Here is a 12258-nt window from a genome sequence, read left to right on the forward strand (position 1 = left end):
GTAAAGCCAGGATCACCGGGAACACGGGTAATCGCAACGTAAGGAGTGATATTGTTAGGCATTGGGGTTTTCTTGTAAGGCGTTAATGCGGGTGACTAAGCCAGCGATATCAGCAGAAAGCGTAGTCAAGCGGTCGGTGCGGGCCTGGGTGTCGTAGTTTTCGGTATAGCGGTCGTTGTCGCCGCTGCTGCTGCCACAGGCTAGTCCTTTGTGCCGGTCGCCCGCGGTAGGAGGAAAGGCGGGTTTCAGCTGGTAGGACAGTTTGTCGCTGGAAAACACGTACATGTAATCTTCCAGGAAGCCGGTTTTGGCCGGGTCGGTGTCGGCGAGTTCGGCGTTGATGACCCGGTGGGCTTGGATGGAGTCAGCAGCCAGGGGAAGTGGGCCAAACCACTGATTCGGGTCGCCGGTGGCCGTGAACTCGAACGGCAGCACGCTCGCGGCTGGGGCAGGTGCAGCCTGCTCAAGCGTTGTAATGCGTTGTTCGTGGTCGGCTAGCTCTGCTTCGTTGAGGTCAAAGCGGGCATCGTTGGCGGCTCTAGCTTGGTCATCGGTGTAAGCCGTTGTTGTACCCCCCGTGAGGGCATTTCCAACCGGGCCCCGCCAGATATAGGTTCCGGGCAAGGCCATGAACCCACCAGCGACCCGCTTCAGCCAAAAGGAATCACCTGGATTAACCAGTACATTCGAGTAGGTAGTATCGGTGTAGGTCAGGAACAGTCCCCCATCGGCTGCGTCCACGTACTGCCCTACTTGCTGCGAGACGGGCACCCGCACGCAGATCACCTGTCCAATCTGGTCTACCTTCAGTAAGGTGTGGCCAGAGAAGTTGGTCGTACTGCGTAGCTCCACCACGTTCACATCGGGCGCGAACGTGATTGTTTTCTCGTTGTTGTTGGCCCGTACATCTGCTTGGTAGTAGCTGAAAAGAGCGACCCCCGCCCCCGAGCTAGCGGCTACGTACTGCTCAATCGTGGTCTGATCTGTCGTCGAGAACGGCAGCAGGCCCCAGCTAGGAGCGGGTTGCGTGGCATCAAACAGCACGCTCCAGTTGCCGCCCGAGGGGGCCGCGTTGGCGGTCATGTCCTTGCCTGACTGCCACCACTTCAGCCCGTAGATGAACACGTCGTCTTTCTTGACGGCAGTGTTTTGACCGGGCACGAACACGCCGCGCAGGGGCAAGCCTAGCTTGGCTACAATGTCGGTTAGTTCTTCTTGGAGGTTGGCAAAACCGGGGCGGCTAGCGGCAACCTCCTGTGGTGGTAGGTTATCCATTAGATCGTACGGGCCTCGGTGAAGTCGTTCAGGCTGGAGCCGATATTCCAGCGGTTGTTTTGCAGGATGAGCTTATTGGCCGCGATGTTCTGAAGCACCGTGCCGCTGATCACCGTGTTGTAGGCCCCGCGGTTGAGGTTGTAGGCATTCGCGCAGTTGTTGGCCGTGTTGTTCTGGAAGATAGAGCCCAGGATAGCTGGCGTGTTGATGGTGAGCGTGCCGCCGGCCAGCTGCACAAAGAGGTCGTTGATGTAGCCGTTAGGGAAATCGTCGTCAATCTTGGCCTGGGTGTTAGGCACCAGCGAGTTGATGATGTTATCCCGGCACTCGTAGTTGATGGCTAGGTTGCCGAATAGCTCGCCCACCACGTACACGTTGGGATGCATAGCGATATTGACGCCCATGCGGCCGGCGGTGTCCGATACCGTGTTGCGCTTCACCTCAATGTTGTAGCAGGGCAGCATGCCGAAGGTGGTGCTGTTGCTCGTGAGCTGCTTGGGCGTGATGTCGATGCTGCCCGAGTCGGTCAGCACGTTGTCGACAATGGTCGCGTCGTCGGTGGCATTGTAGTAGATTTCAATACCGCGCTGATTGCCCACGAACGTATTGCCCCGCACCAGCCAGCCACGCGTGCCCCACACAAAAATGCCGTAGCGGCTCGTGCCGTCGGGGATGATAGCCCAGGCCGAAGCCAGGGTCAAGGTCGTGCCGCTCCGGCTGACAATGGTGCGCCACTGGCCCATGCCTTTGCCGGCCACAATGGCGACCACCACATCGACGGAAGGCTGCAAAAAGCTGTTGCTCCAGCTCTTATTGGCGTCGACTAGCGTGGTGGCGGTGGCGCTCGTCACCGTGCCGACTTCCGCGTCGGGCTGGTAGTTGGCGCCTTGCTCGGCCACGATGCTTTCGCCGTCGTTGATGTGCAAGGCGCCTACGGGGTTGATCAGCTCAAACTTGTTGCGCTGAAAGGTGATGCCCCGCGAAAACTCCATGCTCAGCTGGTGGCTTACCAAATCGCCGTACTGCCCGCCGTCGGCGGCGTTTTTCCACGTCTTGCTGCCGTCGCGCTGAAAGAGGCTGTCTTCGATGAGCGTGTTGATCGTGCCGCCCCGCTCGCCCGAGAAGTTGAAGGCCACGCAGCCAGTGGCGTGGTACACCTTGTTGTTGCGCCACACCCCGTTGCGGCTGCCGTCTAGCTGAAACGAGTTGTAGTAGCCTTTCAGCCCGAACGTGTTGCCCTGGTAGAACTCGCAGCCCTCGATGTAGAAGCGGTCCATGTTGAACATTTCCAGGCGCCGACCTAGGTTGATGTTCCACGACACGTTCTTTAGTACCACGTACTTGGTCAGGTTAGAATAGAGCCCGTACTGCCACTCGCCATTCTGCGACTGGTTTTCAATGCTCAAATCCATCAGGCCGAAGACCTGCCCGCCCCCGTTGGTTTCCCAATCCATGAACGAGCCCGTAGCGTTGTTCACGCCGTAGATGATCTTGGTTTGGGTCTTGCCTGCCCCGCGCAAAATGACATTGCGCGTGAGCTGGAAATTAGAGTTGATGCGGTAGGTCCCAGGTGGTAGATACACCACCCCGCCGCCGGCGTCGCGGGCCGCGTAGATAGCCGCTTGCAGCGCGTCGTGGTCGTTGGCTACGCCGTCCCCGACCGCCTTCTGCGTAAGCCGGCTATCGGTTTTGAGGTTGTAGATGTTATTGAGGTACTTAAACTGATGCGACCAGCCAACCGAAATATCCAGCGGGTTGGCCGTGCTGGCAATGACTTGCAGCGAATACGGCAGCTTTACCTCGCCTTGGTCCGAGCGCAGCCCGTTGTTGTAGTACACGTCCCAGAAGCCCTGGCCCAGCGAGCTCGGCACGTTGAGTTTCACGTCGTAGGCATCGCCGAAGCTGGTATCAATGCTGGCATTTACCGACGTTGAGCCCTGCACGAAGCGCACGGCGGGCGTCTTGCCGGTAAAGCGCAGGTTTTTGCCTAGCAGCCGCACCGTGCCGCCGGCGACAACTTCGGGCGAATCGAAGTGCAGGCCGCGGGCGCGGTTGATGAATTTGGAGGCACTGCGCTGGGTGGTGTTGCCGACCCACACCTCGTACAAGTCCAGCGGGAAGCTGGTCGGAATCATGTAGGTGGCCTGCCCGTAGCCGGTGACCTTGCCCACAATGCGCATGCTGCGACTCATGCCCGCCCGGGCGATGTACACATTCGAGCCGTCGGGCACGGCGCCCTGCACGCTCAGGTTGTCGCCGGCTACCCCGCTTTCGCCGTGGTGGAAGATAGCGAGGTCGGCGCTCAGGGTTTGGCCCGCGCCAATCACTAAATCGGTAGGCCGCGAGACGCGCGTCACGCCGCCGGCCGCGTTGCCATTGGCAGCGGCTACGCGAATATCAAGCGCATCAGGCAAGCCCGCGGCGAGCCACTCGGCAGCAGTCAGCTTGATAGCTCCGTTCTCAACGGTAGCACCGGGGCAGAGAGTAGGTAAAGAGGTGTACGCCATGGGTCAGACAGTTGCGGCTTCGTACTGGTCGGGTGTGGAGTAATTGGCGACGAGGGGCACGCTCGTCGTAGTGCCGCTGCTCGTGGCCATGGCTGGTGCGGCGGGCGTGGTACCGGCTGGTGGCGCGGCGCTGCTGATGGGCTCGGCTTCGTAGGCCGCGGGGCTGCTGTAGCCCGTGACCAACGGCACGCTAGAGGTGGTGCCGCTCTGCGTAGCCGCCCCTGGCGCAGCGGGTGTGCCTGTGGGCGGGTCTGGGTCGGGGTCTGGGTCAGGCGCTACCGTGCCTAGCAGCAGCACGGCGCGCAGCTTGTCGCCTTCACGGGCGCCCGTGGCCAGCACGGTGAGCCGGTGCGTGTCGGGGTTGAGCACGTAGTCGTCATCATCCAGCACGCGCCCGCGGGTATTCTTGACGAGTAGCACATCGAAGGCCGTCTCGGGCACTTCGACCGAAGGATTAGCGGCCGTCCAGGTGAAAGTGAGCTTGGAGACGTTCAGGCCCGTGCTGCCTTCTGCGGTGGCGTTGAGCTTGAAGCGAACGGCAGCCGACAGCAAGTCTTCGCCGATGCTATTCGGCTTAACATTCAGCTTGAGCGTGCCGGCTAGGTCGTTGACCTCGGGAGCAATCGTGGCGCTCTCCTGCACGAAGGCGGCAACGGCATCCTGCACCGCCTCGGCGAAATCGGTAATAGCCGAAGACAGGTGCGTGTGAACCTGCTCAGCCTTGCCGTTGATGATGTTTTGTAGGCCTTGGCTCAGCAGATTTAAACCAATGTTGCGGATGTAAACCGTGTAGATTTCATCTGCCGTGGTAATCGTCAGCTTACCACTGGGCTCATCGAACTGCGCCCCGGTCACATCATCCGCGTTCGGGTCGCCACCTGCTGAGGTAGGCAGGTTCAGGCTTTTAGTAGCACCACTACGGCGTGTTACCAGCAGCGTGCCGCCGTTGATGTCCAGATCAACCACGTCCAAGGGACCGCCTGCGCCCGTGCCGCCTGCTTTAGGCTTTAGCCCAGCATTGGTGAGGTCTGATCCCCACGCATGATCCACGCACTCACCGCCGATGATGACGCCGACCGTGCGGCCGTTGAAGCGCACGCTCTGCGGCACCGTGGCCACGGCGTCGGCTATGGAATCATAAGGACCGTACCACGCATCCAGGGGACGCGGGTTTTTGAGTCGGATGCTGATGGGCAGCTCCAGCGCTTCTTTCAGCCATGTCTGAATTGTCGAGAGCAGGCCCATTAGCTAAGCGTGACTTGGTGACGGTGAGAAGCACTGTAGGCCTCGGCAATCGTGAGGCGCCACACTTTGTGCCCGTAGGGTGTGCTGCCGGCGTCCTGCACCTGCAAGGCGCTAGCGTTGTAGGGCATCGGTGCATTGAAGCCATCCAGATCAATCACGCTTACCGTCAGGTTGTCGGGCGCTACGATTTCGAACGTCAGCGCTACAGTGCCCGTGTTCAGAATGAACTGGTTGCCGTCGACGGTAAGCCGACTAAAGGGCAGCGCCCGAGCTTTGGCTGACGTATCGGAGGGGCCAGCCGTGGGGCCGTAGAACAGTCGAGGCGCACCGCTCACGCTGGCCTGCGCCTGCACGGTGCCGGCACCAATGCGACCGGGGGCGGGGTTGCCTTGGTCGCTGAGCTTCAGCGGTCCTTGAGCGTATCCGAACGTGGCGTAATAGGTCACGACCTCTTCGCCAATCTTGTAGGTGTCGGTGAAGGCAGGGTAGGCAATCGGTGCCGTGTTGTCGGAAGCTAGCTGGGTGCCATCACGGCGCAGCTGGTAGCTGGTGAGTGCGCCCGCGTTGCCTTGGTTGAAACCAGGTGTTAGTACCGGCTTGATAGTGGTGCCACGCTCCACATAGCCCTGCATTGAGCTAGCTAGGCTGGCGCTCGGTTGGTCGTAGCCTGGGAACTGTTCTTTCACTAGCAAGCGCCGCGCAAATTCCTGCACGGTACCCGTGAAGGTGGCGTTGAAGCGGTCTCGAAATTCGGTGATGTTGGCCAGCGTAATCAGGCCGCCACCGCCACCGAGGCCGGGCGTGAACTTGCCCGTGGCCACGTCGTAGCTGCCAAAGCTGCCACCTTGCTGGGCGTTACCGAGGTCAGCGTCAGCAGCGTTGAAGCCCGCAAGCAACCCTAGGTTGTCGCCGTCAGTGAGTTGGTAGAGCTGACCAGGCGCAAGCCCGCCGTCGGCCTGTAGCTGCTGAAGTTCCGCTACCGACACGGCAATCACTTCCTCGCCTTGCAGCTTGAACGTATCAATCAGATCATCGAAGTGCTTAATGACTTCGGCCGAGCGCGTAATGGTGGTGGCCGCCGGCCCGCCGCTTTTAACGATGAGGACCTTGCGGCTTTGCGTTTTAAGCTGCGAGCGGGTTTTCTTAGCCATTGCCTAGATCGCGTGAAATTGCAGGCCGCCTTTGCTTTGGCGACCCGTGCGGCGCGGTGGGCAGCCACAGGGAGTAGTGGGTAGAGGCCGGTAGGCTTTGAGCTGCTTCTCGAAAAGGGCGCGGTAGTGATTGCGCTTGTCGAGAATATCCTGCTTCATCTCGTTGCGCTGCGCGCTCGGCACGGGTTGGCCGCCTTCGTTGAAGAACTCCACGCCGCGCGGGGTCACGTGAAAGCCGTGGTAGGTAAAGAGGCGGCGGTAAGTTTCCAGCGCGAACCACGCGCGCACGGCTTCGAATAGCTGATGCTCTTTGAGGGCCTGCTGATCTTCGGCGGGCAAGAGCGTGATTTCTTCTAGCGTCAATTCCGCGTAGCTAGCGAGCTCGGCTTTGCGCTCGGTATCTAGCTTGGTGTAGGCCACGAGCGTGCGCTGCTCGGCTTCTAAGAGCGCGGGCTGCACGTCGAAGAGCCACGCGTCTTTGATGTAGGGGTTGACGAGGTGATCGGGCGTATTCTCCGAGAACTGCACGAACTCCGGCAAGTCCTTTTTGGAAATCAGGAAGTTCATGCGGCGGGGACTGGTGCAGGTGAGGGTTTGGCTAGAGCGGGCAAAAAGGCGCGCAGCTCTTCGGCGGTGAGCGTTTGCAGCACGGCGGCGCGCAACTCGTCAGGCAGCGCACGTAAGGCGCGAATGGTGGCCTGCTGCTCATCGGTGAATTCTTCATCTAGTGGCGGCAAACCACGCAGGGCCCGAATCTCATTATCGGTCATCTTGGCGATGATTGCCGGGTCGATGTAATCGACAGGGTCTAGCTGCGTTACTGTTAGATCAAGCCCAGGGTAGATTTGCGCAAGCGCCTCCGTGAAGAGCTTGCGGCGCGGCTTTACCACGAGGCCAAACAGCTTGATGCTGTTGACGATCTGCTGATTGTTGCCTAGTAGGCCTGCTTGGTCAACGCCAATGAGTACCGGTGGCACGCCAATGTGGCGGCACACCTTGCCCACAATGCGGTTCACCATGTCGGTGAGGTTCTTCGAGTTGGGGCCGTTGTTGAAGAACTCCAGCTTGGGCAGCTCGTCTTCGGAATCAGCCGTCAGCAGGCCGATAGAAGCCCCGTTGGCGCTGCCTTTCATGCCCTTAAGAATCTTCTTAACCGCCGCTAAGTCTTCGGACTCTACCCAAGGAGCATCGTCTAAGGTTTCGTTTTCCGCTGGCTTAAAGTTTGGGTCTGGCTCGCCGCTGTACTTCTTGCCGACCACGGTCATAATGGCGTCGGGAAAGAAGCCATCCACGGCGTTTTTCAAGTCGTACTTGGAAATAGCGGCATCATTCTCCAAATCCTCCTTACCGGAGTAGAAGGATGGCACCGCGTAGTTCGTACGGCCTGATTTCGCGGTAAACGCGTACAGCAAGTGCCCCCAGTAGCCTGCTTCGGAGTTAAAAGCAGCAATCACCTCTTCCGAAATCTCGTCTTGGCTGGCGCGGGCGTTGAACGGGAGATATACCCGGTTGTCGCTGGTGGTCATCTTGCCCTCGGCGAGGCCGTAGTTGATGACATAGCGCCCAAGTCCGTCCTTTTCGCGGCGCAAGCAGCTGGCTTCCTCCAGGAACACCTCGCCTACTTCGCCGCCGAAGGTGTAGCGCACAATCACGGCCACCCCAAAGCCAAACGCCAAGTCCCAACTAGCCTCTTCCAGCAGCTGGTTGAGCGTTTGGTGCTCGTTGGCCATGGTGGTGGCCGTCACTTTGCTGGTAAAGCCTTCGCCGCCGATGAATTGCGCTAAGCGCTCAATGCAGGCTTCCGCCGTGCCCGAGTCGTAGACGATGCGCAAGACATCCTGGGGCAGCATGTTATTGCCGCCCCAGTTAATGATCTTGATTTTCTCCCCCTTGTCGCCGCTGGGCTCCACGGGTGCGAGCAGGTCAGGGCGCCAGCCACGGGCGGCGGCAACCGGTTCCATTTCAACACGCGTAGCAGTGGCAGGACGTTGGCGCTTGGCCATACGAATCAGGGATTAAGGGAGAGAAAGCGGGAAAGGATTACTTCGGGTCGACGTCCGAAGGGCCGGTGCTGTCGCCGGTGGCGTCCGTGGCACCCGTGTCGCTGCTACTGGTGGTATCTTCCGCCTCGAGCTCAGCTTCGCGTTGCGCCGTTTTGGCTTTGAGCTGCTTGATGGTGAGCTTGGGGTCAGCCTCTTCCCCGAAAGCTGCTTTGTAATCAGCTTGGGCCTGCTCTTTCTCGGTGAGCTTTGGAGCCTCGGCCTGCTCATCTTTGGCGCCTTCGGTTGCAATGGCTTTGCCATCCTTCAGGAAGGCATGCCCGTAGCCGTTCTCAATGAAGAACTCGGCGTCTTTATCGGTCAGATTCTCGGCGGATACGACTTTGGCGTGCTGCTCATGCACGAAGGTTTGGTTCTCGAAGCCAGGGGCGAGGGTGTAGGTTTGCTTTGCCACAGTTTCAGGGTGTAGAATGCGTTGGGCCTGGCGGATGTAGCTAGTGACAGCCGCGTTATAGTCGGAGAATTGGCACTGGCGGCAGGAGCCGGCGGCGGTGCCGGTGAGGGCGCTGTAGAGCGCGGCGAGGGTAGCGAGCCCCGCAGGGCTGCGCTTCTCGGTGAGGGGTGTACTGGCCCAGCTCTCAGCCTGGGCCAGCAATTCCTCGGTGTAGTTGACAGCCACGGGGCTAGGCCGGGTCTGCCAGCGTTAGGCTATCCAAGTAGGTAGCCGATGCTTTTAGCTGATCGGTTTCACCGTCTTCGAGTGCTACCTCGAAGAATAAGGGCAGCTCCGTGTCCTCGCCGGTAATGGTGGCAATAAACTCATCGTTCGGATCAAGCAAGCCCGTACCCGTGCCATCGGTGGCGGATCCACCTTCGGAACCGAAGTTCCAGAAGTACACCCGAATGGTGCCCTTGGCCGTCTCTTGGAAAACGATCTTGCCGTCGGCGCGCATGAACTCCATCAAGGCTTTTGCCTCTAGGCCAGTCTGGTACTTGAACTGCGAAACAACGGTCTGGGCGTTCACCACGCCGCCGTTCTCGCCCGTGCTAATGGCCGAAGCACCCGAGCCTTTCTTCGCTTTGCCATTGGCTTTGATGCCTTTTTCACCCGTCTTCAGGGTGAAGCTGGAAAGAGCACCCGTGTTATTGTAGGTCGCGCCGCCCGCGAGTTGAGGTTTCTGAAAAACCCACTGACGACCTGTCGTGCCGCCTGACGTATTGCAGTAGGCGCTTGAGACGTTCTTGCTAAGCTTATTGCAGATGGTTTGTAGTCCTGCCATGTCTGTAGTTGGGGTTGAAATGGCCCTAGCACGAGGCTAGGGCGGGTTTCACAAGAGATAGAATGGCAGAGAGCTAGACCGCGAACGAAACCAAGATGTCGTAGGCGAAGCCAGCACCGAGGCGGAAGAGCACGCGCCACCAGTTGATGCGGGTGCGGGCCTCGTACTTGAATTCGGCCGTGGTCATGTCGGACTCTAGGTCCGTTGCCCAGATCAAATTCTTGGGCGCCGTGTAGAGGGCTAGGTGCGGCGAAGCTGTTGGGAAGTCTTTCTTCATGTACTGCTCCCACACGCGCAGCTCCTTGATCTCAACACCATCGTAGTAGTAGGTGCGGCTGTTCTTCTCGTACTCCAGCTTGAGCGAGTTCTCGGTGCTTTCGTTCGGCGAGTAGGCGAACTTAAGCAGGCGGAATAGGCTCTTGGTGAGGTAAATTACCTTTTGACCATCGTCCACGTCCTGCAACTCATCCGAGCAGTTAATCACTAAATCTTCGAGAACAGGGAAGATTTTCTTGGGGTCTGCCTTTAATGCGGCGTAGTCCAAGGCTGCACCACGATAGGTGCCAGTAGCACCAGTAGCACCAGCGGTTGGGGCAGCCGTCAGCAGCTTTTTGCGCAGGCCGTTGGTTTGATTGTAATCCTTGTTGGCGCTGGATTTATCGGCCAGCATCCAGATGCGTAGCGCATCACCATATACCACGGGGGTTACCGTTTCATTAAGGGCTAGATCGAGCAGGTTGGCAAACTCGGGCTGGTTGCCCACCGGCACCTTGGCGATGCCGCCCTCGGCGTAGGCGCGCACCAGCGTTTCGATCTGCGTACCCGTGAGGTCCGAATCTTCCGCGTGGCCCGCTTTGAGCATGCCCTGCATGATGGTGTTCAGGAACGTCTCGGCGCAGTCTTCGTCCTGGGCCATCAGCGGATCGACACTGATTTCGTTCGTGACGAAGGTGGCCAGCGCGCCGGTGCCTTGGAACTCGCCGCAGCCCGTGTCTTTCACGGTTACTTTGTTCTTGGCGAGCAGACCTTGCATGACAACGCTGGTCTTGATGTTTTCCACCACGCGGATGCCCAGCTCTTCGAGCGTCGGTATCTTGCGGGCGGGTTGGGTCACAACGGCCACCGGGGGCCGGTAAGAAGGAATATTTTCGAAAAACATAACAGTGGGGTAGCTTAAAGCGGTGAGGATGAAAAAGAGCCAGCTAGCTAGGGGTTGTGGTTATAGCTGCGCGTGATGTTCAGCCTTGGGCTTTGGCTTCCCATTGCTGTTTTTGGGGTCAGTTTGGGGCGTGGGCTTACCACCGGCGGGCGTAGGCTTAGCGGGCACCGCTTTGCTGAAGGCAGTTACTTTGCCTTCCATTGAATCCAAGCGCGTCACGATGGGCGCTAGGGCGGCCGTGATGGCAGCGGTCAGCGCTTCAGTGTCAGCAGCAGGAGCAGCAGGATCATCGCCCTCGCCTTCTGCGGAAGGGGTGTTGATTTCCGTTACCACGCCGCCAGCCACCACGATTTCGCGGCCGTCTTCGGCTTCGTAGGTGGCGTCGTCGGTGGGCTCAGTGAGGGCCTCATCGTTGAACACGGCTGAATCAACTGCGAGCGCGCCGTCGGTGTAGAGGGTGCCAGCGCCATTTGCTAGCACGGTCGGCTCGGCAACCGCTTCGGGTGCGTCGCCTTCAGCCGTGATGGTAACGCCCATTTGCTGGGCAAAAGCCTTCACGGCAGCAATGTTGGCCGCTTTAGCAGCGGCCGTAGTGGTAGGTTTAGCAGGTTTGGTAGCCGGCTTTTTTGCAGTAGTAGCCATCGGGCGTGGGGTTATAGCAGCCCGGCGGGCTACTGGGGTTTTGAGTTTGGGAAGAGGCTTTTGGCGGGCGGTCAGCGCGTGCTTGGTAGCGCGGGCCACTGCTGGGGCAAGTCGGGGGCGGCGCGCCTCAATCAAGGCAGTCGCGGCAGCCGGTGTGATCTTGGCGGTTAGCGGCTTAACCGTGCTAGCTAGACCGAATTGCTTTGCTTGGGTAGCCGTGAACCAAGTGTCCTTGGTCATCCACTGCGTTACGGTGTCGACTGTTTGGCCCGTGCGGGACACCATGTAGTCAAGCAGCAGTTGATTCGTATTGTCAAGCCGGTCGGCTTGCGCGCGCAGGTCTTTGGAGGTCTCGGCGAAAACGCCACCGTTGAAGCTAGCTGCGTGCAGCATCATCTGCGCCGTGTATTCCATCTCGGGTGCTTGATCAGCGGCGAGCGCCAACGGCACGGCCATACTCGCGGCGTACCCTGAGATGTAGGAGCGGATAGGCAACTTGAGCCCACGCAGCCGGTTGATGATGTTGAAGCCCTCTAGGGCATTGCCGCCATCACAAGCGCCAATGCTGAGTAGGATGGAATCAGCTTTCTCGCCAATGGCTTCGGCAAACCAAAGCCGCATTTCAATCTCACTCCAAGTAATACCTTCTACCCACTCGCAGGTATCCCAATCCATGTAGGATTCACCGATGTAGGAAGGGACGTTGATAACGAGTTCGGGCATAGTTGCGCAGCAGGTTGGGTGCTGTGCAACAAAGCTTTTACCAGTATTGGGATAGTACAAATAAGCGAACCACTTTGCGACAGGTTTGCAACCATTATGCAACAACTCCTATGCACGTTAGCCCAAAGCCCAACATCACCAAGAAATTAAAAGACATGGCCCAGCAGCAGGGTATTACACTCAACGCCTTGGTGGTGCCATTCCTCAACGACATTGCGGAAGGCCGTCTTGTCAGAGTACCACACTACCCGAGCCAGCCACAGAAATAGAAAAAGC

At 59.1% G+C, this 12258-nt stretch carries 11 protein-coding genes; 1 reads left to right on the forward strand and 10 read right to left on the reverse strand.

Going from position 1 to position 12258, the window contains the following annotated elements; all coding sequences use genetic code 11:
* Positions 1 to 54 precede the first annotated feature (54 nt).
* The 10 genes from SD425_RS16465 to SD425_RS16510 all read right to left on the reverse strand — a co-directional run bounded on the left by SD425_RS16465 (position 55) and on the right by SD425_RS16510 (position 11982).
* Positions 55 to 1275 (reverse strand): hypothetical protein, encoded by a 1221-nt coding sequence (locus tag SD425_RS16465; RefSeq protein ID WP_324671032.1) that lies wholly within the window; start codon positions 1273 to 1275, stop codon positions 55 to 57.
* Positions 1275 to 3782: a glycosyl hydrolase family 28-related protein gene (locus SD425_RS16470; protein ID WP_324671033.1), complete on the reverse strand. Its 2508-nt coding sequence runs from the start codon at positions 3780 to 3782 to the stop codon at positions 1275 to 1277. Before SD425_RS16470 ends, SD425_RS16465 begins: the two co-directional genes overlap by 1 nt.
* Positions 3783 to 3785: 3 nt before the next feature.
* Positions 3786 to 5027 (reverse strand): hypothetical protein, encoded by a 1242-nt coding sequence (locus SD425_RS16475; RefSeq protein WP_324671034.1) that lies wholly within the window; start codon positions 5025 to 5027, stop codon positions 3786 to 3788.
* A complete protein-coding gene (locus SD425_RS16480; RefSeq protein WP_324671035.1) occupies positions 5027 to 6178 on the reverse strand; it encodes a hypothetical protein in 1152 nt (383 codons plus the stop codon). Before SD425_RS16480 ends, SD425_RS16475 begins: the two co-directional genes overlap by 1 nt.
* 3 nt (positions 6179 to 6181) lie before the next feature.
* On the reverse strand, positions 6182 to 6745 hold the full coding sequence (locus SD425_RS16485) for a hypothetical protein (RefSeq protein ID WP_324671036.1): 564 nt from the start codon (positions 6743 to 6745) through the stop codon (positions 6182 to 6184).
* A complete protein-coding gene (locus SD425_RS16490) occupies positions 6742 to 8181 on the reverse strand; it encodes a hypothetical protein (RefSeq protein ID WP_324671037.1) in 1440 nt (479 codons plus the stop codon). Before SD425_RS16490 ends, SD425_RS16485 begins: the two co-directional genes overlap by 4 nt.
* A 37-nt stretch (positions 8182 to 8218) precedes the next feature.
* Positions 8219 to 8857, reverse strand: coding sequence for a hypothetical protein (locus SD425_RS16495; protein ID WP_324671038.1), 639 nt, complete (start codon positions 8855 to 8857; stop codon positions 8219 to 8221).
* A 4-nt stretch (positions 8858 to 8861) separates the two neighbouring features.
* Positions 8862 to 9458, reverse strand: coding sequence for a hypothetical protein (locus SD425_RS16500; RefSeq protein WP_324671039.1), 597 nt, complete (start codon positions 9456 to 9458; stop codon positions 8862 to 8864).
* Between the two features lie 73 nt (positions 9459 to 9531).
* Positions 9532 to 10617, reverse strand: a complete 1086-nt coding sequence (locus SD425_RS16505) for a hypothetical protein (RefSeq protein ID WP_324671040.1) — start codon at positions 10615 to 10617, stop codon at positions 9532 to 9534.
* Between the two features lie 60 nt (positions 10618 to 10677).
* Positions 10678 to 11982, reverse strand: a complete 1305-nt coding sequence (locus SD425_RS16510; RefSeq protein WP_324671041.1) for an ATP-dependent Clp protease proteolytic subunit — start codon at positions 11980 to 11982, stop codon at positions 10678 to 10680.
* A gap of 110 nt (positions 11983 to 12092) precedes the next feature.
* Here SD425_RS16510 and SD425_RS16515 point away from each other — a divergent pair, with 110 nt between their 5' ends.
* Positions 12093 to 12251 carry a hypothetical protein gene (locus tag SD425_RS16515; protein ID WP_324671042.1) on the forward strand — a complete coding sequence of 53 codons (159 nt, stop codon included), beginning with the start codon at positions 12093 to 12095 and terminating at the stop codon, positions 12249 to 12251.
* Positions 12252 to 12258 lie beyond the last annotated feature (7 nt).

The organism is Hymenobacter sp. GOD-10R (genome assembly GCF_035609205.1).
GTDB lineage: Bacteria > Bacteroidota > Bacteroidia > Cytophagales > Hymenobacteraceae > Hymenobacter.

Coding starts and splice junctions, on each gene's coding strand:
- SD425_RS16465 (WP_324671032.1), bottom strand. CDS start 1,275: ATGGATAACCTACCACCACAGGAGGTTGCCGCTAGCCGCCCCGGTTTT.
- SD425_RS16505 (WP_324671040.1), bottom strand. CDS start 10,617: ATGTTTTTCGAAAATATTCCTTCTTACCGGCCCCCGGTGGCCGTTGTG.
- SD425_RS16500 (WP_324671039.1), bottom strand. CDS start 9,458: ATGGCAGGACTACAAACCATCTGCAATAAGCTTAGCAAGAACGTCTCA.
- SD425_RS16515 (WP_324671042.1), top strand. CDS start 12,093: ATGCACGTTAGCCCAAAGCCCAACATCACCAAGAAATTAAAAGACATG.
- SD425_RS16490 (WP_324671037.1), bottom strand. CDS start 8,181: ATGGCCAAGCGCCAACGTCCTGCCACTGCTACGCGTGTTGAAATGGAA.
- SD425_RS16485 (WP_324671036.1), bottom strand. CDS start 6,745: ATGAACTTCCTGATTTCCAAAAAGGACTTGCCGGAGTTCGTGCAGTTC.
- SD425_RS16480 (WP_324671035.1), bottom strand. CDS start 6,178: ATGGCTAAGAAAACCCGCTCGCAGCTTAAAACGCAAAGCCGCAAGGTC.
- SD425_RS16475 (WP_324671034.1), bottom strand. CDS start 5,027: ATGGGCCTGCTCTCGACAATTCAGACATGGCTGAAAGAAGCGCTGGAG.
- SD425_RS16510 (WP_324671041.1), bottom strand. CDS start 11,982: ATGCCCGAACTCGTTATCAACGTCCCTTCCTACATCGGTGAATCCTAC.
- SD425_RS16470 (WP_324671033.1), bottom strand. CDS start 3,782: ATGGCGTACACCTCTTTACCTACTCTCTGCCCCGGTGCTACCGTTGAG.